The sequence below is a fragment of the Propionibacterium freudenreichii subsp. freudenreichii genome (assembly GCF_000940845.1).
GTDB classification, from domain to species: Bacteria; Actinomycetota; Actinomycetes; order Propionibacteriales; family Propionibacteriaceae; genus Propionibacterium; species Propionibacterium freudenreichii.
Genome location: NZ_CP010341.1, coordinates 1,935,071 through 1,957,270, shown reverse-complemented (window position 1 = coordinate 1,957,270; position 22,200 = coordinate 1,935,071). Strand labels below are relative to the sequence as shown.

Below are 22,200 nucleotides of genomic sequence, written 5' to 3'. Positions count from 1 at the left end.
CGTCTGTTCGGGCCCCGCAGGAGCAGGTCATGCCCCCGTGCGGCGTCATCGGGCGTCGTGCGGCCAACCCGCCTCAGCGGGCGGCGTCGGTGCCCACCTCGGCGCCATCGATGATGCGGTACGAATAGCCCTGCTCGGCCAGGAACCGCTGCCGGTGCTGGGCGAAATCGGCGTCCACCGTGTCGCGGGCCACAACCGAATAGAAATGCGCCGTATTATCGCCATCGGCGTCATGGCCGCTCAGTCGCTGCTTGGGGCGCAACAGGCGGCCGAGGCGCTGTGCCTCTTCCTGGCGCGACCCGAATGTCCCGGAGATCTCAATGGCCACCTGTGCCACGGGAAGGTCCACCGAGAAATTGGCGACCTTGCTCACCACCAGGAGGTCGAGGTCTCCCGAACGGAAATCAGCGAAGATCTTCTCGCGCTGCCGATTCGGCGTCGATCCGGTGATGATGGGGCAGTCGAGTTCACGGGCCACTTCCTCCAGCTGATCGACATATTGGCCGATCACCAGCGTGGGAGTTCCCCGATATGCCTTGACCAGCGACGAGATCACCGGCATCTTCGACGCCGCGGTGGACGCGAAGCGATGCCGCTCGGTCGGTTCGGACATTGCATAGGCCATCTTCTCGTCCTCGCTGAGGTCCACGCGCACCTCGACGCAGTCCGCCGGCGCGATCCAGCCCTGCTCCTCCATCTGCTTCCAGGCGGCGTCATAGCGCTTGGGTCCGATCAGGCTGAACACATCGGCCTCGTGGCCGTCTTCGCGCACCAGCGTTGCGGTGAGGCCGAGGCGGCGTCGAGCCTGCAGGTCCGCGGTCATCCGGAACACCGGTGCCGGCAACAGGTGCACCTCGTCATAGATCACCAGGCCCCAGTCACGGGCGCTGAACAGCTCCAGGTGGGGGTGTACGCCATCGCGCTTGGTGGTGATCACCTGATAGGTGGCGATCGTCACCGGACGGATCTGCTTCTTGGCGCCCGAGTATTCGCCGATCTCATCGGGGGTCAGCGTGGTGCGGGCCAACAACTCGTCGCGCCACTGGCGGGCCGCCACCGTGTTGGTCACCAGGATCAGCGTGGTGGCATGGGCCTTCGCCATCGCCGCCGCACCGACGATCGTCTTGCCCGAGCCGCACGGCAGCACGACGACGCCCGAGCCGCCCTCCCAGAACGACTCGGCCGCCAATTCCTGATAGGGCCGCAACTGCCAGTCGTCCAGGTCAAGGTCGATCTGGTGCGCCTCGCCATCGACATAGCCGGCCACGTCCTCGGCCGGCCAGCCCAGCTTCAGCAGCACCTGCTTGAGGTGCCCCCGCTCGGAGGGATGGATGAGCACGGTGGCGTCATCGACCGCCTCGCCGAGCAGTCCCTTGGTCTTGGCGCTGCGTCGCACCTGGGTCATCACGGCGGCGTCGGTGGAGGTGAGCACCAGGCCATGGGCCGGGTCCTTGTCGATGCGCAGGATGCCGTAGCGTTCCATCGTCTCGGCAATGTCCATCAACAGCCCGGAGGGCACCGGGTAACGCGAATAGCTCAGCAGGGCGTGCACCACCTGCTCGGCATCGTGGCCGGCAGCACGGGCATTCCACAGGCCCAGGGGCGTGAGCCGGTAGGTGTGGACGTGTTCGGGGGCGCGCTCGAGCTCGGCGAAGGGCGCGATCGCCGCGCGGCATTCGTCGGCCTGCGGGTGGTCGACCTCGAGCAGGAGGGTGCGGTCGGATTGGACAATCAGGGGTCCGTCGTGAGTCATCGCCCACCAGTATCCCCGCCGTGGCCAAATGTCAGCGCCGGGCCCGCCCCGGGCTGACACCGGGCGGCAGACTCACGTGTCCGACGGGGCTTTCCCCGCATCGGAGGGGGCGTCGGCGGACGCCGGAATGTCGACTGCGATGATGCGCGTCACGGGCAGGCTGAGCCGTCCGGCGGCGCGGCGCACCAGGTTGACCACCCCGGATCCCATGGACAGGACGCGCATCGTGTGGGAATGCGTGGCGCCGTTGTCGTCGGCCCAGTCGACCCCCACCCACAGGTCGTCGCGGTAGGCCCGGGTGAGGGCCTGCACGATCTGCTCGGGCGACAGGCCGGTGGATTCGCGTCGCAGCAGGGCCGCGGCGAGCGCATCGGCGTCCACCGGTGGTGGGGCGACCGGACGGGCCGGTGCCGGGGCGCGCCTCGACGGGGGAGTGGTGATCTGCACGCCCTGGCTGCTCTGCGCGACGGGCGCCAGGCCACGTTGACGCAGGAACGCCACCAGCTCGGCCGGTTCGGCGGCAGCGCCGAGCACGCCCGGTGCCAGGGCGATGAGGCCCAGGTCCTCGGCCCGTGGATCAGCGAGCAGGGAGGCCTCGGTGGCGGGATCGTCCAACTGCACCACGGCGCCCAGGGTCATCACCCGCACCTTGCCGTGTTGGCGTGCCACGTCGTCGAGCAATGAGGTGAGCGGGGCGGGCAGCCCGGCGTCGGCACCCGATTCATTGTGGGTCGTGAGCCATTCGGAGATGTCCTGTACGCTCCACCCGGCGTCCAGCGCCCTCTCGAGCGAGGCAGGCGTGAAGCGGTAGGTCGCAGCCGCGCCATGGGACTCCCGGTTGGCCATGACGCCGATCAGCGCCGCCGTGTCATGGTCGAGCGGCGCAGGGGCCACCGCCGTGAGATCGGATTGCAGCACGAAGCGGTCGCCGTAGGCGGTGAAGCCCGGATCGGGCGTGCTCCGGGTGGCATCGAGCAGGCCGGTGGTGCGACCGAAGGCCATCAGGCCCAGCCATTCGGCCTCGCGGACCAGTTGGCGGGCGACGCCGGGCCAATCGACTCCCAACCACGCCGGATGGCGCCACGACAATCTCTCGGCCAGCGAGTCGGCGACAACGGCAGTACCGCGGGTGGCGGCGACGAGCTCGTCCCACGCTGCCTCACGCAATGCCGCCGAGGTGGGCAGGCCCGGATGGGTGGGTGCGTCGCCATGGGCCCCCGACTCCGGCTGGCCGGTGGGCCGCTGGCCGGCAGCCCGTTGACTGGCGGCCCGGGAGCTGGCCGACGAGCCCGTCATCTCCTCTGCCGGTGCGCGCCCGGCGGCGTCGAGGTCCGCGGGCCACCATGTCAGGGAGCGCCAGGCGTCACGCACCAGCAGCCACCGTGCGAAGGCGTCGAGGTCGAGGAAGTCGTCCAGGCCGGTCGTGGGCATCAGCAGGCCGCCGCGGGTGGTGAACAGTCCCGCGCCGCGCGTGATTCCGATGACGAACTCGGCCAACCGGGCATCGTCGACCAAGCGGGTGAAGGTGCCCATCTCGCGCTTCGGTACGCCGCCGGTGGCCAGCGCCCGTGGGGTGCGGGCGGCAATGTCGTCGAGCACCGCCACCACGTGGCTGGTGAGCTCCTGGGCCGAGCCGATGGCGGCCCGGTCGACCAGGCTTGCCGGCAGGGAAGCCCCGGTGGCCGAGGTGGGGGCCTGCCAGGCGGGCACCTGCGTGGGCACGGGTTGGCGCACCAGCCGGCCGCCGCGCAGCCGCAGCGCCACCTCACGGGGCAGCAACACCTGATCGGGGCCGATCGGACGCAACAGCCCCCACGCCAGGAGGAGATCCATGGTGGATTCGGCCGATTCCCGAGTGACGGCCCGGTCGGCGCGCTGCACGGTGCCCGTCGGCGGCCCCCAGACCAGCCGATCGAGCACGGCGCGCCCCGCCTCGCCGACCGCCCGGAGGGCCTCGTCGATCGTGGCCGGAGCAAGCGGGGTGGGGGATACCGCCGCGAGCCCGCCCGGGTGCTCGCCGAAGGCCGCGCGCGCGGCCTGGGTCAGGTGCACGGGGCTGCCCCACGCCAGACCCAGTTGTCGCAGCCCATCAAGGGCCCGGTCCACGGCGGCGACATCGTCCGGCAGGCCCATTGCTGCGGCCAGCTGCTTGTCGTCCACCGGATCGCCGCCACCCTCCCAGGCGGCAACCGCCTGCGCCACCAGCAAGTGCCAGGCGTCGAGGCGGTCAAGGGCCCGCAGGGTGGACGCGCGGGCCGAAAGGCGTTCGATCAACTCGGACAGGTCGAGCGGGCGGGGCTGCGTCAGATCGGGCCGGGCACGCAACAGGACAGCCAACTGTTGGGCGTCGAAGGCCCTGATCGCGTCGGCAAGCGAACGCGACGAGGCGCTCACCGGGAGGCTCCCCCCGACGGGGCGTCCGGATGATGGAGGCCGCGCCAGACGCAGAACAATGTGGCGGGAATCATCGCCAGGCAGACCCAGCGGGCCAGCCCCAGCGTGATGTCAAAGGGGGAGAAGACCTGCTGCGAAATCGCCAGGAAGAAATTGAAGCCGAGCAGCCCGAACCCCGCCAGGAAGCAGAACTGCAGCCACTTGCGGCCCACCTGGATGCTCATCGCGCAGATCCACGCCACGAACAGGCAGGTCAGCGACAGCGCTCCGACGAACAGGCCGAGTGCAAGGGCGCTCACCATGAGGACGCCCCCCGAACCGAGGGCCTTCGACATGGTGGTCGGCTGGGGCGGGCGGGGTGCCGAACCCTGTGGTCCCGGATAGGGCGCTCCCGGATAAGGGGCCCCCGGATAGGGGGCGCCGGCGGGGCCCTGCGGATGGTTGGGCGCGTGGTAGGGGCTCGGCTGGCCGCCCTGGAATCCCGGCGGCGGGAACTGGCCGGGCCTGAACTGGCCCTGTGGGGCCTGCGCCTGACCCGGGCGGCCGGTGGGCTGCGCCCCGGCGGTGCCGCCCGCGACATGGGACGAGTCGAAACGTGCCGCCGGGTTCGGCGGCGGGGCATCATGTGGTGCGGCGACCATCGTTGAGGGATCGGGTGGGTTGTTGGCGCCACCCGGCGCCAGAGCCGCATCAAGTCGGATCGGCCGATGGGGATCGTCGTGGCCCGTACTGGTGGGGAACAGGGAATCGCCGGCCGCGAAGGGCGTGGTCGGGTCGCGCGGGGCCTCGGTGGCGGGTTCCACGGCGTCCAGGGCGGGGCCGGGGTCGGCGGGTTCCTCCACCGTGGCGGGCGGTGCGATCGCCGCGGCAACTTCCACCCGGGGTGTCGGGCTGCCGGCATCCAAGGGTGCGGCCACCGGCGCGGCGAAGCCGTCGGGCACGGCAGCGGGCGCGTCCTCGGTGGTGAGAGTGGTCATCACGCGCGTCCGGGAGGTCATGGCCCAAGTGTATGAGTCGGTGCCCATCCGTCCGGGGATGGTCGTCCCGGTCGACTAGGACGATCTTGCGGGCGCCGGTAGGCTTGGAAGACGGCCCCGGCGCCGGTCGTCCGGGCAGGTCAGGTCGTCCGGAAGGCTCCGGGGGAACTCCCGGTCACCGATGAAGTGGTCAGGGCCACGCGGATCGTCAACAGCGGTTCAGAACGATATACGTCGGATCGCCCAGCGATCCCCGAGCAGTGTGAGGGTGCAGATGCCAAGCGGCAGGGTGCGTTTCTTCGACCCCGATAAGGGTTTCGGATTCATCACCAAGGACGAGGGCGATGGAGAGGTCTATTTCCGCGCCAATGTGCTGCCCGACGGGGTGACCTCCGTCAAGCGGGGTCAGCGGGTTGAGTTCGGCATCGTCGATGGCCGGCGCGGTGAGCAGGCGCTGTCGGTTGAGCTGATCGATCCGCCGCCGTCGCTGTCAAAGGCCACCCGTCGCAAGCCGGAGGACCTGGCGGCGATGATGGAGGATTTGATCAAGATGCTCGACGGGTTGTCGAACGGCTACCGTCGTCGCCGGTACCCCAGCTCGGGTCAGGCCTCAAAGATCGCCGCCATGCTGCGCGGCGTCGCCGATGAATTGGAGAAGTGATCTATGGCCACGGTGAAAGCGGCTCTCAAACCGGACACGGTGTTGTCAGCGGCAATCGAGGTTGCCCAGACAGCCGCTGAACACCAGGCCGGTGACTTCGGCGTGGGTGAGCATCTCGGCTTCCGGATGGAGGGCGACCGGGTGCTCACGCACTTCTTCGCCTGCCCGCATCCGGGCTATGTGGGTTGGCACTGGGCCGTCACGCTGACGCGTCCGCCGCGCGCCCGCACCGCCACCGTCGACGAGGTGGTGTTACTGCCCGGCGAGGGTGCACTACCCACCCCGCAATGGGTTCCGTGGTCGCAGCGCGTGCGCCCCGGCGATGTGACGCCGGGTTCACTGCTGCCCACGCCCGACAATGATCCCCGCCTCGAGCCGGGATTCACCGGCGGCGAGATGGCTGCCGATGATGATCCGGCTGAATGGTCGGAGACCCGTGCCATCGTCGCGGACCTCGGCCTGGGCCGTGAGCGCGTGCTGTCGCACGAGGGACGCAGCGAGGCCGCGCAGCGCTGGATCGAGGGTGCGGCGGGTCCCGACAATCCCTCAACCGAACATGCGCCGGCCTATTGCCTCACCTGCGGCTACTTCCAGCGGCTGTCCGGATCGCTGGGGGTGGAGTTCGGGGTGTGCACCAACTCCTTCGCCCCGCGCGACGGCAAGGTCGTCAGCGTCGACCACGGCTGCGGTGGACACTCCGATGTGGTGGCCGACGAGCGTGGCATCGAACTGCCCGAGCCGGTGTACGACACGATCAGCATCGAGCAGTCGCTGTTCGACTGATTCATGCCGGGGCGGATGACCCGCCCCAGTGGCTGTCCCAAGGGCCGTGCGGATCATTCCGCGCGGCCCTTGTGCTGCTACGGCAGCTTCTTGGCGGCCGCATCCGAGGCGGTGGTGCGGGTCTGGCCCATGCGCCGGCGTCGCAGGATGCCGTAGCTGATGGCCAGCACCCCGATCACCGCGCCGCTCACTGCCACCCAGAACCACCAGCCCAGGCCGGCGTCGCCCAGCGGTACCCGCCAGAAATATGCCGCAATCGCCAACACGATGAACACCACCGTGCCGATGGTGAAGGCGATGAGCCCGTCCTCGCGCAGGGGAGCGACGGGTGCCTGCACGAAGAAGCGCTCCTTGTCGGAGATCTCGGCGTCCGACGTGTGGGATCCGGTGCCATTCGCTGGATTCGATGCTGGGGCCATGAGCACATGCTAGAGCACCTGTGAAACGCCTATAGGGTGTCGCCCATGGTCTCGCAATCCCCTGGGGAAACCCCTGTGGCAAGCGCCGACGACAGCGCAAAATTGTCGTCCTTCAACCGGTGGTTCTCCATCACGGCCCGCGGCTCATCCGCCTCACGCGAAGTGCGCGGCGGGTTGGTCACCTTCTTCACGATGGCGTACATCCTGGCCCTCAACCCGCTGATCATCGGCACCGCCGTTGATTCACGCGGTGAGCTCGTCAGCGGGGCGCCGAAGTACCTGGATGCCGCACACCAGGTGGTGGACCAGGCGGCGGTGGGCCATTCCATCGCGATGGTGGCCGCTGCCACGGCCCTCGTTGCGGGCCTGATGACGATCCTGATGGGCATCGTCGGACGCTTCCCGATCGGCCTGGCCGCCGGACTCGGGCTCAACGCCATGATCGCCTATGTGATCGCCCCCACCACCACATGGCCGCGTGCCATGGGGATGATCGCCGTGGAGGGCATCATCATCACGGCCCTGGTGCTGACGGGCTTCCGCGAGGCGGTTTTTCGGGCGGTGCCCAAGGAATTGCGCGTGGCGATCTCGGTGGGCATCGGCCTGTTCGTCACCTTCGTGGGCCTGGTCGACGCCCATGTGATCACGCCCGGTTCCGGGACGCCGGTACAGCTGGGCCTCAACGGCTCGCTGAGCACCTGGCCGGTGCTGATCTTCGTGATCGGCCTGCTCGTGCTGCTGTTCCTGTACGTGCGCAAGAAGCGCGGCTCGATGCTCATCGCCATCATCGCCACCACCGTGCTCGCCATGATCGTGCAGGCCGTCGTCAAGGTGCCGGCCACGTTGTCGGACGACACCACCAACCCGGCGGGATGGGCGCTCAATGTGCCCAGCTGGCCCGGACTGGCGGCGTTCAAGCTTCCCGACCTGGGCCTGCTCGGCCGGGTGGACATCATCGGTGCCTTCGCCAACGGTGAGGGCCACTTCACCGCGGCCAGCATCCTCACCACCGTGATGCTGGTGTTCTCCCTGCTGCTGGCCGACTTCTTCGACACCGTCGGCACCGTGGTGGCCGTGGGCTCGGAGGGGCAGCTGCTCAACTCCGAGGGCGAGCCGCCGCGACTGCGCGAGATCCTGCTGGTCGACTCGATCGCCGCACTCGCCGGTGGCCTGGCGTCCACCTCGTCGAACACCTCGTATATCGAGTCCACCGCAGGCGTTGCGGAGGGCGCCCGCACCGGCTTTGCCTCGGTGGTCACCGGCCTGGCGTTCCTGTTGGCCGTGTTCCTGTCGCCCCTGACCAATATGGTGCCGGCCGAGGCCGTGGCCCCGGTGCTGGTCCTGGTCGGCTTCCTCATGATGCAGCAGGTGTCCGAGATCAATTGGAACCACCTGGTGGACGCGATTCCCGCGTTCTTCACCATCGTGTTCATGCCCTTCGCCTATTCGATCACCGCCGGTATCGGCGCAGGCTTCGTGATCTTCGTGCTGCTGAAGGTGTTCCAGGGCAAGGCCCGTCACGTGCATGCGTTGATGTGGGTGGTGAGCGCGCTGTTCGTCATCTACTTCGGCCAGGGCGTGATCACCAAGTGGATCGCCGGCACCTGATCGGTCCCGTTCCTGATGGACGACACCGGGCTCCCGCACTGGCGGGGGCCCGGTGTTCCATCGTGGCGGGCGCGGCGCCATCGCGGGTGCGTGGCCTAGAGTCATCGACAGTGGACAGCCCGTCGCGGAGTGATGCGACGACGGATGGTGAGGATGATGCGATGACGGCGCAGAGCCGGCGGCCCGGTCAAGCAGCGCGTTTCGGCAGGGTTCCGATCGCCGTGCTGGTGACCGCCCTACTGCTCGTCGTCGGGGTGCTGGCCGCCACGCCCCCCACGGCCGGGGCCACTCCCGGGGTCGCCTCGACCACCACGGCCGTGCCCTCGACGTCATCGCCGGCCACCTCGCCGGCCACCGTGGGAACCACGGCGACTGCACGGCCCCTGGCCACCGCCAGCGCCACGGCAGGCGCCACGTCGTCCGGCAAGGGCCCGGGCCGCACCAAGACGTTCATGGCGCTCATCGCCACCGGCGTGCTCGCGGCGCTCGCTGCGGTCTTCGTCTTCATCCGCTCACGACGCGAGAACGCCCCCGAGCAGGCGGAATAGCGTCCTGCCCCGCTGGCCGGGGAATCACCCGGCCGGTCGGGCTCAGATGATGCGCTCCAGCACCCAATCGATGCAGGCGAGCAGCGCCGAGACGTCGTCGGGATCAACCGAGGCGAACATGCCGACGCGGATCTGGTCGGTGCCGAGCTTGCGGTAGGGCTCAATGTCGACGATGCCGTTGGCGCGCAGCACCTTGCACAGCTGCGGGGCGTCGACGCGCTCGTCGAAGACCACGGTGCCCACCACATTGGAGCGCAGCGCAGGGTCTGCCACGAACGGACGGGCGACCTCGTGGGCCTCGACCCAGTCGTAGAGGCGCCGGGCCGAATCGGTCGTGCGGCCGGCCACGAAGTCCATGCCGCCGTTGTCCATCATCCAGTCCAGCTGGTTGCCCAGCAGCACCAGGGTGGCGATGGCCGGGGTGTTCAGGGTCTGGTGCTTGGCGGAGTTGTCGGCAGCGAGGGTCAGGTTCAACACATCGGGCACCCAGCGTCCATCGGGAGCCGCGGTGAGCTCGGCGGCGCGTTCCAGGGCGGCCGGGGAACACAGGGCGAGCCACAGCCCACCGTCGGAGCTGAAGTTCTTCTGCGGTGCGAAGTAGAGGGCGTCCGCCTGCCGCACGTCGGCGGCGAGCCCGCCCGCCGCGCTGGTGGCGTCGATCATCACCAGGGCGTCGTCGGCGATGCCGGCGGGGCGCTGCACGGGCATGGCAACCCCGGTGGAGGTCTCGTTCTGTGCCCACGCATACAGGTCGGCATGCTCGTCGGTGGCGGGGAAGGCCCCGGAGCCGTAGTTGGCCTCGACGATCGTCGGCTTGTCGAGCCACGGGGTGCGTGACACGGCCGCGGCGCACTTGCGGCTGAACTCGCCGTAGACCCCGTGCGAGCTGTGGCGTCGCACCAGGCTGACGCAGGCCAGGTCCCAGAACAGCGAGGCCCCGCCGTCGCCGAGCACCACGCGGTAGTCGTCGGGCAGGGAGTAGAGCGCGGCCAGTTGCTCCTGGATGTGGGCGACCAACGACTTCACCGGCGGCTTGCGGTGGGAGGTGCCCATCAGCGGACTCTGCGCCAGGGCGGCCATTGCCTCGGGTCGAACCTTGGCGGGGCCGGATCCGAAGCGTCCGTCGCGGGGGAGCAGGTCGGTGGGGATACGCAGATCAGTCACCTGCGGATTGTTTCACTGTCAGCGGAGCGGCTGCAGCACGGTCCAGTGGGCCGGTGTGGCACGGTTGGGGGACCCGCCGGTATGGCCCGCCCCGAGCGCGGCTTGGTGCGGCGGGGAATAATTGGTGTAACCGGGGTGCTCATAGGTTCTGTGGGCGGGAGGACGGAGAGCGCGCAATGAGTGAACTCATCGACACCACGCAGATGTATCTGCGCACCATTTATGAGCTTCTGGAGTCAGGGGTTGAGCCGCGTCGGGCGCGGATCGTGGAGCGTCTGCACCAGGCCGGCCCGACGGTCTCCCAGACCGTGGCACGCATGGAACGTGACGGCCTGTTGGGCCTGAGTCACGGTCGCACCATCGAGCTGTCCGACACCGGCTACAACGAGGGACGCGCCGTCATGCGCCGTCACCGGTTGGCTGAGTGTTTCATCGTCAATGGGCTGGGCATGGACTATGCCTCGGCCCACGACGAGGCCTGTCGCTGGGAACACGTGATGAGCGAGGAAGTGGCCAACCGGTTGTGCGAGATGCTGGGCACGCCCGTCTCGACCCCCTATGGCACGCCGATCCCGCATCCCGATGCACCGGAGGCCTCCTCGCTGGAGGACTACGGCGTCGACCTGCTCGAGGCCGAGCAGAAGGGCCTGGGCAAGGCACGCTTCGTGCTCATCGATGAGTACGCACAAAGTGACATGGACTTCCTCGAGGCGGTCGATGCCGCCGGGATCCATCCCGGTGCCACCGTTGACCTGTCGCGCGACGGCGAGGACTATGTCGTGGCGAGCGAGGGCGGAAAAGCCCTGCACGTGCCCGAGAAGTACGCGCCGTCGCTGCGTGTGAGCGCCCTTTAGTCAGCGCTGGGCCGAAGGGGAGCCCCGGATCACGGGGAATACTTCGACCCCACCGCGGCGTTCCCCAATTGTCGCCCGGTGCATTGCGCGGGCACCCGGACTTTGAAAGGACATTATGGCTACCGTTGAGTTGACCACCGACAACTTCGAGCAGACCGCCCTGCAGAAGGGCATTGTGCTCGTTGACTTCTGGGCCGATTGGTGTGGCCCGTGTCAGCGTTTCTCGCCCATCTTTGACGCTGCCAGTGACGCCAATGACGACATCACCTTCGGCAAGGTCGATACCGAGGCGCAGCAGCAGCTCGCCGCATCGCTGGAGATCCAGGCGATCCCGACGCTGATGGCGTTCAAGGACGGCAAGCTGATCTACCGCAATGCCGGACTGCTGAACCGGCAGGCGCTTGATGCGCTGATCTCGCAGGTGCGTGACTTCGAGCCCGCCAACGCCTGATCCCCCTCAGAGCCGCCCAACCGGCTCCCAGGACTCATACAAAGAACCGGTCACCACCTGCAGGTGGTGACCGGTTCTTTCGTCGTCACGCTGTGCTGTCCAGAGTCGTTCTCACGCTGTGCCAGCCAGAGTCGTTCTCACGACTGGGGATGGCGGTCCAGGGACTGGATCTCGGAGATGGTGCCGAGCAGCAGGTCGACGTCGGACTTGTACGAGTCGAGGCGTCCGGAGAACTTCGCATCGAATCCCTCGAGTCCACCAGCAGCGAACGCGTACTCGTACTCGTAGACGTCGTCGTAGGTGGCGGTGAAGCGCTCGAGCAGCTCGTGCTCCTTGCCGTCAAGCTGGAGGGCCAGCTGGATCACCCGGAAGTCGGTATAGGCGAGCTCGAACTGCACCGCCCATGCACGCATGAACTCATGGCGGTTGGCGATGTGCTGGTAATGGTGGTCGACCGTGGTCGCCACCCGGCGCAGCGAATCCTCGACATCAAGCATCTGTGTCTCCTTGCTGATCGCAACTCCGCGCGGTTGTCAGAGTTGTTGGTGTGAACAGCACAGTAGCTCACCGATTCAAGGCGTTTCCCCTTGTCGTCGCGCGTATTCTGTGATCATCAGGTTGTCAGTTCATCAAAGCGAGGCTTTTCCCAGTGAGCATCTCCACGACCACCGATATCGCCTATTCTTCTGACGGCGTATCGAAGCTTGATGTGTACCACGATCCCGACCATGCCAATGGGGCGGCGGTGATCGATATCCATGGCGGCGGATGGTTCCGGGGGAGCAAGGACAAGGACGCCGATTGGGCCTCACGCCTCGCCGCCGAGGGCTATCTGGTGGTCGTGCCGGAGTACCACGATGTACCCGATGGCTACTACCCGGCGCCGCTGGAGGACATGGACCATGTCTGGCAGTGGCTGCAGGCCAGCGACCTGACCTTCGATCGTCACCGCATCGGGGCCGTCGGCTCGTCGGCCGGTGGGAACATGAGCGTCGAGCTGGCGATCAAGTACGGCATCCCGGCCGTGTCCCTGTCGGGGATCCTCGACATCGATGACTGGCTGACCAAGCATGCCGACGTCGTCCCGGCCCCCGACAACCCGCAGAACTTCGCCGGAGCGAGCTCGGGCATCAACCAGGGCGGCGCCAACGACGCCTTCTACAAGTGGTTCATCATGAACTACTTCCACGAGCGCACCGACCGCCTGACCGAGGGGACGCCGGTGCACCGCGTCTCGCCGAAGACCGGCCCGGTGTACCTGGCGAACTCCCTGAACGAGTTCGTCCCCACCAGCGGGGTGCTGACTTTCACTGAGGCAATGGTGCGCAACGATGTGCCGGTTGTGGCCCAGTTCCTCAGTGGCTCACGTCATGCCAAGGGCTACTTGGATGACGTCTACGACCAGACAGTGCAGTTTCTCAACCACTACCTATTGGATGAAGGACGACCTGAATCATGACTAGTGCAACCCGTCGCGACCCTGTCTCGGATGAACTGCTGACCCCGGAGAACTCGGCGTTCGTGTTGATCGACTACCAGCCCACACAGGTGGACTCGATCAACTCGATGGACCGGGCGAAGTTGATCGACAACATCGCCGTGACCACGAAGATCATTCAGACCTACAAGGTGCCCGTGGTGCTGTCCACCGTGAACGTGGCCAATGGCCGCAACAAGGACACCATCCCCCAGCTCAAGGAGCTGCTGCCCGGGGTGCCTTCCTATGACCGCACCGCGATCAACGCCTGGGAGGACGCCGACTTCAAGAAGGCCGTGGAGGCGACCGGCCGCAAGAAGCTGATCATCGCGGCCCTGTGGACCGAGGCCTGCCTCACCTTCCCCACCCTCGACGCGATCCGTGAGGGCTATGAGGTCTATCCGGTGGTGGACGCCGTGGGCGGCACCTCGGTGGAGGCCCTTCAGACGGCCCTGCGCCGCGTGGAGCAGGCCGGGGCACAGCTGATCAGCATTGCCCAGCTCGCCTGCGAGCTGCAGCGTGACTGGAACCGCACCGATACCGCGGGCGGATTCGTCGAGGACCTCATCGAGGCCGGCATCTTCCTGAAGCTGGAATGAGACACCCGCCGGGTGGTGCTGCGCACGGCTGAAGCGCGCAACCACCGTGGCATCGAGCGGCGTCGCGGGACGATCGATCCCCTGTGTGGGGTCGGCGCCTGCGGCGCCGCCTTGTCATGTCCGCAGGTCGTGCGGACGCATGGCTCAGCTCGCCGACGGGTCGGTCAGCTCAGACTGCTTGGCCATGAAGGCCTGCTCATCCATGGCGTCCACATGCACCACCCGGCCGTCGTAGCCACCCTGTTCCAGGGCAACCAGCACGGCCGGCACCGCGCCCACGATGGCGGTCATGACATCGGGTGAATAGACGGTGGAGGCGATGGTGATCGTCTTGTGGTCAGGGGAGATGCTGGCCGCCGTGTGTTGGCGCGCCAGCCGTTCGATCAGGTCGAGGAGCTCGTTGTCGTCGGCCAGGGGCGGATTCACCCGGATGGCCAGGTTGAGGTGCCAGCCGATGGCCTTGTCTTCTCGGTTCATTGCCCTGTCTCCTTGCTGGTGGGTCTTCCTGATGGGGTGGTGACTCCACACTATTCAGGGCAGGTGACAACGCCGGAGTGGGCCGGGCGACGATGCTGGCGGCCCCGAGAGGATTCGAACCTCCGACACATGGTTTAGGAAACCACTGCTCTATCCCCTGAGCTACGGGGCCAGAGCACCTAGGTTAGCCGCTGCGGTGACGACGCTGCCAGCGCTCGGCTGGCTGCAGCGGCAGCCGACGTTGTGTGCAACAAGATCACGCGTCTTTCGGCTGGTTTCACGCCACTTGCGTGGGCGGGGGCGGAATCGGCGTACGAGTTTACGTAACCATCTGAGAATTCCTCTCAGAGATGGACCCTGAGGTGCTACACCCAGTGAAAGATGCTCTAAAATGGTAGTTGAAGGTGACGTTTCGCCGTTGTAGGTCTCCTGGGGGTGGGCAGACAGCTTCGGCTCCTCGACGGAACGTCACCTTCCTATCTGTCCGGGGTTGGTCAGTGGTGCAGCGTGGCACCCGATCCGACGTTGGTTGACGGCTCCCGTGCCACCCGCAGCCGCTCGCTAGGCTGAGCCCATGAGCGAGCAAGGTCTTCAGCAGGCGCGGGACAAGATGGCGTCCGCCGGCGTCGGACGCACCGCCATCGAGGTGTTCAGCGACTACTACAAGCAGTTGGAAACCGGTGCCACCGGCATCATCCCCGAGAGCAGTATCCGGCCCATCGAGAACCCCCCAAGCCTGGCCGATGTGGTGGTTACCGACCAGCAGGCCCGTGACGCCTTGTCGAAGACGGTGTTCATCAAGCTCAACGGGGGGCTCGGCACGTCGATGGGGCTGGCCCATGCAAAGTCCCTGCTGCAGGTGCGCGACGGCAAGAGCTTCCTCGACATCGTGGTGCAGCAGGTGCGCGCCACCCGCCAGCAATGGGGCGTCAAGCTGCCGCTGCTGCTGATGGACTCCTTCAGTACCCATGACGACACGATGGCGGCCCTTGCCGAATATCCCGACCTGGCGGTGGATGGCCTGCCCCTGGACTTCCTGCAGAGCAAGGAACCCAAGCTGCGGGCCGACGACCTCTCTCCGGTCGACTGGCCCGCTGACCCCGAGCTGGAGTGGTGTCCGCCGGGCCATGGTGACATCTACGCCGCGCTGTACGACTCGGGCCTGCTGTCCACGCTGATCGACAAGGGATATCGCTATGCGGCGGTGTCCAACTCCGACAACCTGGGGGCGGCCCCCGACGCGAGGATCGCCGGTTGGTTCGCGTCCACCGGCGGCGACTGGTGCTCCGAGGTGTGCGTGCGCACGGTGAACGACAAGAAGGGCGGGCACCTGGCGATCCGCAAGTCCGACGGTCGGGTGATCCTTCGGGACACGGCCCAGACCGCACCCGAGGACATGAAGTACTTCACCGACGAGCATGTGCACCGCTACTTCCACGCCAACAACCTGTGGTGGGACCTGGTGGCCCTCAAGCAGAAGCTCGATGAGCGACACGGGGTGATGGGCCTACCCCTCATCCGCAATGAGAAGACGGTGGACCCCACCGACCCGAGCAGCCCGGCCGTGATCCAGGTGGAGAGCGCCATGGGTGCTGCGGTGGAGGTGTTCGATGACGCGCGCGTGCTGCTGGTGGGTCGTGATCGCTTCGTGCCGGTGAAGAAGACCAACGAGCTGCTGTTGCTGCGCTCCGATGTCTACTCGATCGGTGATGACGGCCGGCTGCACGCCCGGGTCGAGCGCATTCCGGGTGTTGACCTGGGTGCTGACTACAAGTTCGTCGACGACTTCGACGAGCGCATCCCCGCCCCGCTGGGGATGGTGGAGGCCACGTCGTTGACCGTCGAGGGCGACTGGCACTTCGGTACCGGCGTGCGTGTGCGCGGGACAGTTGACCTGGGCCCGGATGGCGGCACGGTGCCCGACGGGGAGCTGTTGCAGGGTGACTAGTCCCGCCCCGTCGGATGACTCGACCGTTGACGGATCCGCTCCGGATCTGGCGCAGTGCGCCAGTTTCGCGTTGACCGGGCACTATCTCGGCGGTGCACGTCCCGAGGTGAGTGAGCCGGGGCAGCTACTGGCGGTGCTGCGCGACCATGGCTGGACCCCGCAGCGACTGGCTGCGCTGCGCGACCAGCGCCATCATGACGGGCAGGGCTGGCCCATGGCCCTGCCGATCGGCGTCCCCGCTCCCGGCGGGTTCGCACGCTTCCATGCCTGGGTGTCCGAGGTGGTGGTCGCGCTCAACCTGGACAGCCGCGACGCAGGGGTGCGCGACGCCTCCCAACCCCTTGATGCCGAGACCCGCCGGCTCATGGCTGATCTGCCGCCGCACTACGGATCAGCTGGCTGATCCGTAGAGGCGAGTGGGGTGGATCAGCTGGCAGCCCCGTCGATGCCGATGCCTCAACCGTCGCTTGAACGGCGTGCCTGCGTCCGGCCCTCCAGGGAAGGACTGTTGGACGCCGCGAGGTCGTTGACCCGCTCGATGCCCTGTGCCTCATTGCGTGCCAGCAGGTCGCGGATCTCCGTGAGGATCTCGGCCTCGGTCTGGGTCTTCTCGGCATCAGGATGGCGCAATTCACGCATCTTGTTGATCGGCACCACGATCGCGAAGTAGACCACTGCCGCCAGGATGAGGAATGAGATCAGCGCAGTGAGGAAGGTGCCGACGTGCACCCCTCCGGGAGCCCAACTGCTGAAGTTCGGGGTGCCGCCGAGCTTGCCCAGCAGGTCAAGCACGATCTGGGTGAAGCTGGTGACCACCGCGCCGAAGGCGGCGCCGATGATGAAGGCGACAGCGGTATCGATGAGGCTGCCGCGCATGATGAAGTTCTTGAAGCCCTTCACATTGTCCTCCATGTCACTCGAGGGGATCGGTGGAGGTCTTCACGCTACGGCACCCCCTGGAGGGCATCGTCGGCGGGTTCGCGGGAGCCCGGTCAATCGCTTTCCAACACCACGCTCAGCGTGTATTCGGAGGCGGCGGCTGCCAGCTCCCGTGCGGTGCGGGAGTCTGCCGCCACGATGACCAGCGCCCCGCTCGACGATGAGCTGTCATCCAGCGCGCCCGAGGAACCCGGGCTGGGGAGGGCCGCGATCCGCACCCGGCTGGCAATCACCCGGGTGTCGGCGCCCGGGTTGGCGCCCACGACGCTGATCTGGTTGCCGACGCCCAGTACACCCGCCACGCCCTTGTCCTCAATGCGGAACGGCACCAGGGTGAGCCCGTCTGAGTCGGCCACCAGCCCCTTGCCCACGAAATCTGAGCTGGTGAGCACCGTGCCGGCCGGCCGGGGCACGGCGACCACCTGGCCGATCGCAGCCCCGGGGTCGGCCAGTGTGGCCGAGGTGGCGACCTCGGCTGGAACCTGCAGGGTGGTGACGTCGTCGGCGCCCACGGCCACGCCTGCGGCCAGCGGACGACTCGCGATCACCACGGTGTGTGAGGAGGAGGCCGAGGGATCCAGTGCGGTGAGCACGGCCACCACGCAGATGGCCGCTGCGATGAGGCCGAGGCCGCGGCGATGCCAGCGGACGGCACGAACGAGGGAATTGAGCCAAGCGGGAGGAGTCACACCCACACCGTGTGTGCACACCGGGTGGTCAAGCGGTTATCCACAGTTCTGCCCGCCCTCCGCAGGGAAGGCGGGCAGAACTGTGGAACGGGGGTGCTGGTGCGGTCAGGCCACCTTGGCCTGCGTGCCGGAGCCGGCTGCGGCAGTCGATGCGGTGGGCGTCGTGGACCCGGACGTCGACGTCGAGCCACTCGTGGTGGCTCCGGAGGCGGTGCTGCTGCCGGTCGAGGCGTCCCCGGACGTGTGGGTGGCAGACTCCGAAGCCTGCGAGGAATCGGCGCCGTGGGCGCTTTCGGTGTCGTGCAGCGACGAGCCCGGTGCCGTCGAGGCTCCCGAGGTGCGGTTATCGGTGGCGTAGAACCCCGATCCCTTGAAGACTACGCCCACGGGGCTGAAGACCTTGCGCAGGTGGCCGTTGCAGTCGGGGCAGACGGTCAACGGGTCGTCAGAGAACTTCTGGAAGACCTCCAGGTCGTGTCCACAATCGGTGCAGGTGTATTCGTAGGTCGGCATCGCGTCTCTCGTCCTCATGGCCTCGCGTTGCTGCGGGGCCCCGGCAATTCTAAGTGCGATCCACGTAACACCCGAATCAGGTGCGCTATTCCCGAGATGGTCCACGGCGGCGCCGTGCCGGACGTCGGGGTCGGCAGGTGGCTGCCGGGGTGCGTTCACACGGCCGGGCGGTTGCCGTTGTCGGCGGTCACGATCGTGTGATGGGGGGTGATGATCACGCCCACGGCATGGTCGTGGGGTTCCTGGGGCAGGGTGTCGGTGACCTCGTCATCGAACAACAGCAGCCACAGCAGGGTGCCCGGGCGGGTGTGTGCCAGCGCACGGTCGTACCAGCCGGCACCCATGCCCAGGCGTGAGCCGTCGCGTCCGCCGGCAAGTCCCGGCAGGATCACCACGCTCGCCCGGCTGAGCGCAGGGGCGCCCAGCGGCTCGCCCCGGGGTCGATCGATGCCCAGGACGCCGGGGGACAGCTCCGAGCCGGTGGTGTACCAGGCCCAGTCGATGTCGTCGGCGGCCGGTCCGCCGGTCATATAGGGCACCATCACCCGGTAGCCGGCCTCGAGGAAGGAATCGACCAGGGGATGGGTGTCCGGCTCATCGGGCAGCGACAGGTAGCTGGCGATCACCGCGTCGTTCGGAATGCGGCCACGGGCCAGGTCGAGCACGCGCCCGGTGAGTTCACGGGTGGCCTCGCGGCGTTCGTCGGCAGTGCGGTCGGCCCGGCGGCGGCGCGCGAGGCGACGCAGCTGCGCCTTTGTGTTCTGGCCGCCCTCGGTGGGGGGCGCGTTCGGCCCGCCCGCGGCGGGGGCGTGCTCTGCCCGCCTGCATCGGGCGCGGTGCGTCCCGCGGTGTTGGGCCCAGACATGCACCTATCGTAGGCAATATGGCCCTCTTTGGACGCAAGCAGGCGCCGGTCGCCGCCGAACCGGAGCCAGAACCCGACCCCACGTTGCCCGGTGCGCCCGCACCGCAGGCCAATGGATTGCGGTCGGTTTCGGCGCACCGTGACTTCCTGCTGTCGAAGGTGCAGCCGCTGATGCCCTTCGGCATGCGCCTGCTCGACGCCTGGGGACTGTCGCTGTGCGAGGACCTCGTGGCCGACGGTGACCTGCCCCCGTTGCCCGAGGCCGAGAGCGACGGCTATGCGGTGATTGCGCTCGATGTGCGCGACGCCGCAGTGGGCACGCGTGTGCAGCTGAGCGTGCGTGGCGATGTGCAGAAGGTCGGCTCGGCGGTTCCCGTCTATGCCGGTCAGCCCATGCCGCCCGGTGCCGATGCGGTGCTGCCGCTGGCGCAGGTGCGCCGCGAGGGTCAGGAGCTCTCGTTGCTGGCGCCGGTGGTGACCGGAGAACACGTCCGTCCCACCGGCATCGATGCAGCCATGGGCGAGGTGCTGATCCATGCCGGCAAGCAGCTGGACGCCCGGGCGATCGGCCTGCTCGCCGGCGCCGGCTTCGACAAGGTCTTCTGCCGCCCTCGCCCGCGGATCGTCGTGCTGGCCGTGGGGGAGCAATTGGCCGACGACGCGCCCGCCTCCATGGCGGAACGACGCCGCGACGCCGCGTCGCACATGGTCGCGGCCGCAGCCAAGGCCGATGGCGCCCAGGTGTGGCGCGAATCCGTGGCCGGAACCACGCCCGATGACGTGGCCGAAGTGGTCTCTGACCAGCTCATCCGGGCCGATCTGATGGTGATCTGCGGTGGCACGGCCGGCGGACGGGACAGCTTGGTGGGGCGCAGCCTGAAATCCCTCGGGCAGACCGATTTTGCCGAGGTTGCCATGGAGCCCGGCGGCCTGCAGGGCTTCGGGATCATTGGCCAAGACGAGGTGCCGGTGGTCATGCTGCCGGCCGATCCATTGGCGGCCTATGTGGCCTTCGAGCTGTTCGCACACCCCTTGATCCGCACCCTGATGGGTGCGCGTGACATGGCGCTGTCCAGCGCCGACTGCCGGTTGACGATGGACGTCTCCGGCGAGGCGGGACTGATGCAGGTGGTTGCCGGTGTGATCACCCGCGACGCCCAACAATGGTCGGTGACGCCCCTGGACTTTGCCCAGGGCAGCCTCACCACCCTGGTGGATGCCGACGCCCTGATCGTGTTGCCGGCCGAGCTCGGCACGATCGCCGCCGGCGCCGTGGTCACCTGCTGGCTGCTCGATCGCGACTGAACCATGGTCGACCTGGACCTGCCCCGGGCACACCGTTGGCCCCTGACACTGCGCTTCGGCCCGCTCGCGCTGCGTCCGATCGAACGGCGGGACGCGGCCGAATTGCGTCAACTGAGAGCCCGGAACCGTGAGTGGACCGGCCCCTGGGACACCACGGTGCCGCCGCAGGGCGTGCCGCGGTCGCTGACCTTCGGGCGCATGGTGGCCGAACAGCGCGCCCGGGGACGTGCTGCCACGCAGTTGTCGTGGCTGCTGACCCTGGACCCCGGGGCGGCAGGCGGCGGGGAGGCACGTCGCAGGAGGCGCGCCCCGATCGTCGGCCAGCTGACGGTTGCCGACATCGTCTACGGGGCGGGCCGTTTCGCCTCGATCGGCTACTGGATCGACGAGGGCCATGCGGGCCGCGGCCTGGTGCCGCTGGCTGCGGCGATCGCCACCGACTACTGCTTTGAGGTGCTCGAGTTGCACCGCCTGGAGATCTGCATCCGTCCGGAGAACCAACGCAGCCTGCGCGTGGTCGACAAGCTCGGGTATCGCCGGGAGGGCCTGCGGCCCCGTTACCTGCACATTGACGGTGACTGGCGCGACCACCTGGTGTTCGTGATGACCAGCGAGGAATGCCCGGCCGGGGGACTGGTGCGTGCACTGGTGGAGCAGCGGGTGCAGGACGCCGCGACGAACCCGGCGAAAGCGGCCGGCGATGCTGTGGATTGAGCAGGCAGTTTGCGTGCCTGCGGCGTTGCGTTGAGAGGCGCGGGCCCATTGCCCATACCGTTGGGCTCGTGGGAATGACTGGGCTTATCTGGCTGGCGATCGTCGCCGGTTGGTTGGCCTATCTCGTGCCGCGGTTCCTGTTGCACAAAGAGGTCAGTATCTCCCCCACGTTGAGCGCGGCGCGCGACGCCTTGGCCAGCCCGATGCACCTGGTGCGCCGTGGCGGACAGGATGACTTCGCGGAGCCCACCGATCCGAGCCTGCAGATCTCCACGCCGCTGCAGCGCGACTCGGTGTTGTTCCAGACGCGTCGGGCCGCCCAGATTGCGATGCGGCGCCGTCGTACCGGTTTCCTGGGCAGCCTGTTGGTGATGGTGGCCGGCGTGGTGGTCTCGGTGATCACCCCCGCCCCTTGGTGGCTTGCCCTGGTGGGTGTGGGCGTGCTGGCCGTGTTCGTGGTGCTCAGCCGCATCAGCGTGCACACCGTCAACGCAATGATCGCCGACCAGCTGGAAGCCGCCGATCAGGACTGGGCCGAGGACACAGTCACCGTCTGTGAGGTGGACCTCACCCATGTGCATGATGAGAACACCGAGATCTCGATTCCGCTGAACCTGCCGGTGGACTCCACGATCGGTGACCTGTGGGAGCCGATTGCGGTCACGCCGCCCACCTACGTGTCGAAGCCGTTGGTGCCGCGTTCGGTGCGCACCATCGATCTGACGATGACGGCTGATCCGCCGGCGCAACCGAAGATGCCGGTGACCGCCGAGCGTCCCGAGGATGTCGACGACACAACTGACATCCGGGCCGCGCAGGACGGTCGCCATGATCACGGTGGCGACGAGGGCGATCTGCCCAGGGCGGTCGGGGAGTAGGAATCGAGTGGGGTCCAGTCGCCGTGAGGTGCTAGGATGGTTCCCGCTCAAAGAGCTCGTTGGGCTCGATGATCTGGGGCTATGGCGCAGTTGGTAGCGCGTCTCGTTCGCAATGAGAAGGTCGGGGGTTCGAATCCCCCTAGCTCCACCGCACGCACAAGGCTCGAACCCTTGCCAATGGAAA

At 67.8% G+C, this 22,200-nt stretch carries 22 protein-coding genes, 2 tRNA genes and 2 pseudogenes; 14 read left to right on the top strand and 12 right to left on the bottom strand.

From position 1 onward, the window contains the following. Positions 1-73: 73 nt before the first annotated feature. The 3 genes from RM25_RS08600 to RM25_RS08590 form a co-directional block, all read right to left on the bottom strand. Positions 74-1,753, bottom strand: coding sequence for a DNA repair helicase XPB (locus RM25_RS08600; protein WP_044636320.1), 1,680 nt, complete (start codon positions 1,751-1,753; stop codon positions 74-76). 72 nt (positions 1,754-1,825) lie between these two features. Beyond that, positions 1,826-4,147, bottom strand: coding sequence for a helicase-associated domain-containing protein (locus RM25_RS08595; RefSeq protein WP_044636319.1), 2,322 nt, complete (start codon positions 4,145-4,147; stop codon positions 1,826-1,828). Beyond that, a complete protein-coding gene (locus RM25_RS08590) occupies positions 4,144-5,145 on the bottom strand; it encodes a hypothetical protein (protein ID WP_013161685.1) in 1,002 nt (333 codons plus the stop codon). Before RM25_RS08590 ends, RM25_RS08595 begins: the two co-directional genes overlap by 4 nt. 253 nt (positions 5,146-5,398) lie before the next feature. On the opposite strand from RM25_RS08590, the gene RM25_RS12620 reads away from it, so the two are divergent. Both RM25_RS12620 and RM25_RS08580 read left to right on the top strand, forming a co-directional pair. Continuing rightward, entirely contained in the window at positions 5,399-5,785 is a 387-nt protein-coding gene (locus RM25_RS12620) for a cold-shock protein (RefSeq protein ID WP_013161684.1), read from the top strand. 3 nt (positions 5,786-5,788) lie between these two features. Next, complete coding sequence (locus RM25_RS08580) at positions 5,789-6,568, top strand: DUF3027 domain-containing protein (protein ID WP_013161683.1); 780 nt, start codon at positions 5,789-5,791, stop codon at positions 6,566-6,568. Positions 6,569-6,645: 77 nt separating this feature from the next. On the opposite strand, the gene RM25_RS08575 is transcribed toward RM25_RS08580, so the two are convergent. Next, positions 6,646-6,987 carry a hypothetical protein gene (locus tag RM25_RS08575; protein ID WP_013161682.1) on the bottom strand — a complete coding sequence of 114 codons (342 nt, stop codon included), beginning with the start codon at positions 6,985-6,987 and terminating at the stop codon, positions 6,646-6,648. A gap of 192 nt (positions 6,988-7,179) precedes the next feature. On the opposite strand from RM25_RS08575, the gene RM25_RS08570 reads away from it, so the two are divergent. Together RM25_RS08570 and RM25_RS08565 are read left to right on the top strand one after the other, a co-directional pair. Continuing rightward, positions 7,180-8,595 (top strand): NCS2 family permease, encoded by a 1,416-nt coding sequence (locus RM25_RS08570; protein WP_196488138.1) that lies wholly within the window; start codon positions 7,180-7,182, stop codon positions 8,593-8,595. 161 nt (positions 8,596-8,756) lie between these two features. Continuing rightward, a complete protein-coding gene (locus RM25_RS08565) occupies positions 8,757-9,143 on the top strand; it encodes a hypothetical protein (RefSeq protein ID WP_036941785.1) in 387 nt (128 codons plus the stop codon). A gap of 42 nt (positions 9,144-9,185) precedes the next feature. Here RM25_RS08565 and serC read toward each other — a convergent pair whose 3' ends face one another. Beyond that, positions 9,186-10,307 carry a phosphoserine transaminase gene (gene serC / locus RM25_RS08560; protein ID WP_013161679.1) on the bottom strand — a complete coding sequence of 374 codons (1,122 nt, stop codon included), beginning with the start codon at positions 10,305-10,307 and terminating at the stop codon, positions 9,186-9,188. Positions 10,308-10,483: 176 nt separating this feature from the next. Between serC and RM25_RS08555 the strand changes: the two genes are divergently transcribed. Both RM25_RS08555 and trxA read left to right on the top strand, forming a co-directional pair. Further along, positions 10,484-11,161: a metal-dependent transcriptional regulator gene (locus RM25_RS08555; RefSeq protein WP_013161678.1), complete on the top strand. Its 678-nt coding sequence runs from the start codon at positions 10,484-10,486 to the stop codon at positions 11,159-11,161. Between the two features lie 115 nt (positions 11,162-11,276). Next, positions 11,277-11,612 carry a thioredoxin gene (trxA, locus tag RM25_RS08550; protein WP_013161677.1) on the top strand — a complete coding sequence of 112 codons (336 nt, stop codon included), beginning with the start codon at positions 11,277-11,279 and terminating at the stop codon, positions 11,610-11,612. Between the two features lie 137 nt (positions 11,613-11,749). Here the strand turns inward: trxA and RM25_RS08545 are convergent, their stop codons facing one another. Then, positions 11,750-12,109, bottom strand: coding sequence for a hypothetical protein (locus tag RM25_RS08545; RefSeq protein ID WP_044636317.1), 360 nt, complete (start codon positions 12,107-12,109; stop codon positions 11,750-11,752). A gap of 152 nt (positions 12,110-12,261) precedes the next feature. Between RM25_RS08545 and RM25_RS08540 the strand changes: the two genes are divergently transcribed. Together RM25_RS08540 and RM25_RS08535 are read left to right on the top strand one after the other, a co-directional pair. After that, positions 12,262-13,071 carry an alpha/beta hydrolase fold domain-containing protein gene (locus RM25_RS08540; protein ID WP_044636316.1) on the top strand — a complete coding sequence of 270 codons (810 nt, stop codon included), beginning with the start codon at positions 12,262-12,264 and terminating at the stop codon, positions 13,069-13,071. Continuing rightward, complete coding sequence (locus RM25_RS08535; RefSeq protein WP_013161673.1) at positions 13,068-13,688, top strand: hydrolase; 621 nt, start codon at positions 13,068-13,070, stop codon at positions 13,686-13,688. Before RM25_RS08540 ends, RM25_RS08535 begins: the two co-directional genes overlap by 4 nt. Positions 13,689-13,832: 144 nt before the next feature. On the opposite strand, the gene RM25_RS08530 is transcribed toward RM25_RS08535, so the two are convergent. Both RM25_RS08530 and RM25_RS08525 read right to left on the bottom strand, forming a co-directional pair. Beyond that, positions 13,833-14,165 carry a hypothetical protein gene (locus RM25_RS08530; protein WP_013161672.1) on the bottom strand — a complete coding sequence of 111 codons (333 nt, stop codon included), beginning with the start codon at positions 14,163-14,165 and terminating at the stop codon, positions 13,833-13,835. Between the two features lie 96 nt (positions 14,166-14,261). Beyond that, a tRNA-Arg gene (locus RM25_RS08525) sits at positions 14,262-14,337 on the bottom strand. Between the two features lie 402 nt (positions 14,338-14,739). On the opposite strand from RM25_RS08525, the gene RM25_RS08520 reads away from it, so the two are divergent. Both RM25_RS08520 and RM25_RS08515 read left to right on the top strand, forming a co-directional pair. Next, the gene (locus RM25_RS08520; protein WP_036941782.1) at positions 14,740-16,113 is read left to right on the top strand and encodes a UTP--glucose-1-phosphate uridylyltransferase; all 1,374 of its coding nucleotides are present in this window, start codon (positions 14,740-14,742) and stop codon (positions 16,111-16,113) included. A gap of 106 nt (positions 16,114-16,219) precedes the next feature. Continuing rightward, positions 16,220-16,516 carry a hypothetical protein gene (locus RM25_RS08515; protein WP_143828489.1) on the top strand — a complete coding sequence of 99 codons (297 nt, stop codon included), beginning with the start codon at positions 16,220-16,222 and terminating at the stop codon, positions 16,514-16,516. A 140-nt stretch (positions 16,517-16,656) separates the two neighbouring features. Here the strand turns inward: RM25_RS08515 and mscL are convergent. The 4 genes and pseudogenes from mscL to RM25_RS08495 all read right to left on the bottom strand — a co-directional run. Further along, a pseudogene (gene mscL / locus RM25_RS08510) lies at positions 16,657-17,013 on the bottom strand (large conductance mechanosensitive channel protein MscL); the annotation flags it as partial. Between the two features lie 92 nt (positions 17,014-17,105). Next, entirely contained in the window at positions 17,106-17,741 is a 636-nt protein-coding gene (locus RM25_RS11960; protein WP_060759107.1) for an SAF domain-containing protein, read from the bottom strand. A gap of 204 nt (positions 17,742-17,945) precedes the next feature. Continuing rightward, positions 17,946-18,254: pseudogene (locus tag RM25_RS13425) on the bottom strand (FmdB family zinc ribbon protein); the annotation flags it as partial. 155 nt (positions 18,255-18,409) lie between these two features. Continuing rightward, positions 18,410-19,123, bottom strand: a complete 714-nt coding sequence (locus RM25_RS08495; RefSeq protein WP_052809168.1) for a 5-formyltetrahydrofolate cyclo-ligase — start codon at positions 19,121-19,123, stop codon at positions 18,410-18,412. Positions 19,124-19,137: 14 nt separating this feature from the next. On the opposite strand from RM25_RS08495, the gene RM25_RS08490 reads away from it, so the two are divergent. The 4 genes from RM25_RS08490 to RM25_RS08475 all read left to right on the top strand — a co-directional run bounded on the left by RM25_RS08490 (position 19,138) and on the right by RM25_RS08475 (position 22,164). Further along, positions 19,138-20,424: a molybdopterin molybdotransferase MoeA gene (locus tag RM25_RS08490; RefSeq protein ID WP_044636315.1), complete on the top strand. Its 1,287-nt coding sequence runs from the start codon at positions 19,138-19,140 to the stop codon at positions 20,422-20,424. A gap of 3 nt (positions 20,425-20,427) precedes the next feature. Then, positions 20,428-21,138 carry a GNAT family N-acetyltransferase gene (locus RM25_RS08485; RefSeq protein ID WP_013161663.1) on the top strand — a complete coding sequence of 237 codons (711 nt, stop codon included), beginning with the start codon at positions 20,428-20,430 and terminating at the stop codon, positions 21,136-21,138. 74 nt (positions 21,139-21,212) lie between these two features. Next, positions 21,213-22,016, top strand: coding sequence for a hypothetical protein (locus tag RM25_RS08480; RefSeq protein ID WP_036941773.1), 804 nt, complete (start codon positions 21,213-21,215; stop codon positions 22,014-22,016). Between the two features lie 75 nt (positions 22,017-22,091). Then, positions 22,092-22,164, top strand: a tRNA-Ala gene (locus tag RM25_RS08475). Positions 22,165-22,200: the final 36 nt, after the last annotated feature.